The 1188-nt window shown below is 64.3% G+C and carries 1 protein-coding gene and 1 other annotated feature; the gene reads right to left on the bottom strand.

The features are described from left to right. Positions 1-31: 31 nt before the first annotated feature. Positions 32-1188, bottom strand: a protein-coding gene (locus IVB48_RS00095) for an IS3 family transposase (RefSeq protein ID WP_247396219.1) whose coding sequence is annotated in 2 segments (ribosomal slippage) — positions 32-975 and positions 975-1188 — 1158 coding nt annotated over the 2 segments. Because the reading frame shifts where the segments join, the coding sequence is not laid out codon by codon here. This gene is flagged as partial in the annotation. Next, positions 866-982, bottom strand: a sequence feature (AL1L pseudoknot). It overlaps the preceding gene by 117 nt.

Raw genomic sequence — 1188 nt, 5'->3', positions numbered from 1 at the left:
CCCGGGTTTGCCGGAGGCCACTTGGTTTAAGTTATGCCGCCATGGCGGGGTGTTCCATCATGGCGTAGTAGCGTTGCTCGGCTTCGGCCGGCGGGATGTTGCCGATGGGCTTGAGGAGCCTTCGGTTGTTGAACCAGTCCACCCATTCCAGCGTCGCGAACTCGACGGCCTCGAAGCTGCGCCATGGTCCGCGCCGATGGATCACCTCCGCCTTGTAAAGTCCATTGATCGTTTCGGCGAGAGCATTGTCATAGGAGTCTCCGACGCTGCCGACGGAGGGCTCCACGCCGGCTTCGGCCAGGCGCTCGGTGTACTTAATGGATACGTATTGGCTGCCCCTATCGCTATGATGCACGAGCCCGCCACGATGGACCGGCCGTCGATCATGCAATGCCTGCTCCAGCGCATCGAGCACGAAGCCTGCATGCGCCGTGCGCGAGGCTCGCCAGCCCACGATCCTGCGGGCATAGGCGTCGATGACGAAGGCGACGTAGACGAAGCCGGTCCTCCAGGTCGCGACATAGGTGAAGTCGGAGAGCCAGAGGACGTTCGGCCTCGGCGCCTTGAACTGGCGGTTGACGTGATCCAGCGGGCATGGCGCGGCCTTGTCGCTGATCGTGGTCTTGACGGGCTTGCCGCGGATGACCCCTTGTAGGCCCATGTCCCGCATCAGTCGCGTCACGGTACAACGGGCAACATCGAACCCTTCACGCTTGAGCTGCCGCCAGACCTTGCGCACGCCGTACACGCCGAAGTTCTGATAGAAGACGCGCCGGACCTCGGTCTTCAGCGCAGCATCCTGCCGGGCGCGCGCCGACAGCCTGGCGGGATCTCGCCGCTTGGCCACATGGGCGTGATAGGTCGAGGGGGCGATCGGCAGCACCTTGCAGATCGGCTCGACCCCATGCGCCCCACGATGATCCTCGATAAAGGCGATCATGGCTTGGACCGGCGGTCGAGCTCCGCCATCGCAAAATAGGCGCTTGCCTTGCGCAGGATCTCATTGGCCTGCCGAAGCTCGCGGTTCTCTCGTTCGAGCGCCTTCAGCCTCTCGGCCGTGTCGGTCGGAACGCCGGCCCGCTGCCCGCTATCGATCTCGGCCTTCTTGACCCAGTCATGCAGCGTCTGCGGCGTGCAGCCGATCTTGGCCGCGATCGACATCACTGCCGCCCAGCGTGACGGGTGCTC

It is taken from the genome of Bradyrhizobium sp. 76, assembly GCF_023073025.1.
Taxonomy (GTDB): domain Bacteria; phylum Pseudomonadota; class Alphaproteobacteria; order Rhizobiales; family Xanthobacteraceae; genus Bradyrhizobium.
The sequence above is the reverse complement of the archived record's forward strand: the minus strand, read 5'-3'. Positions and strand labels throughout refer to the sequence as shown.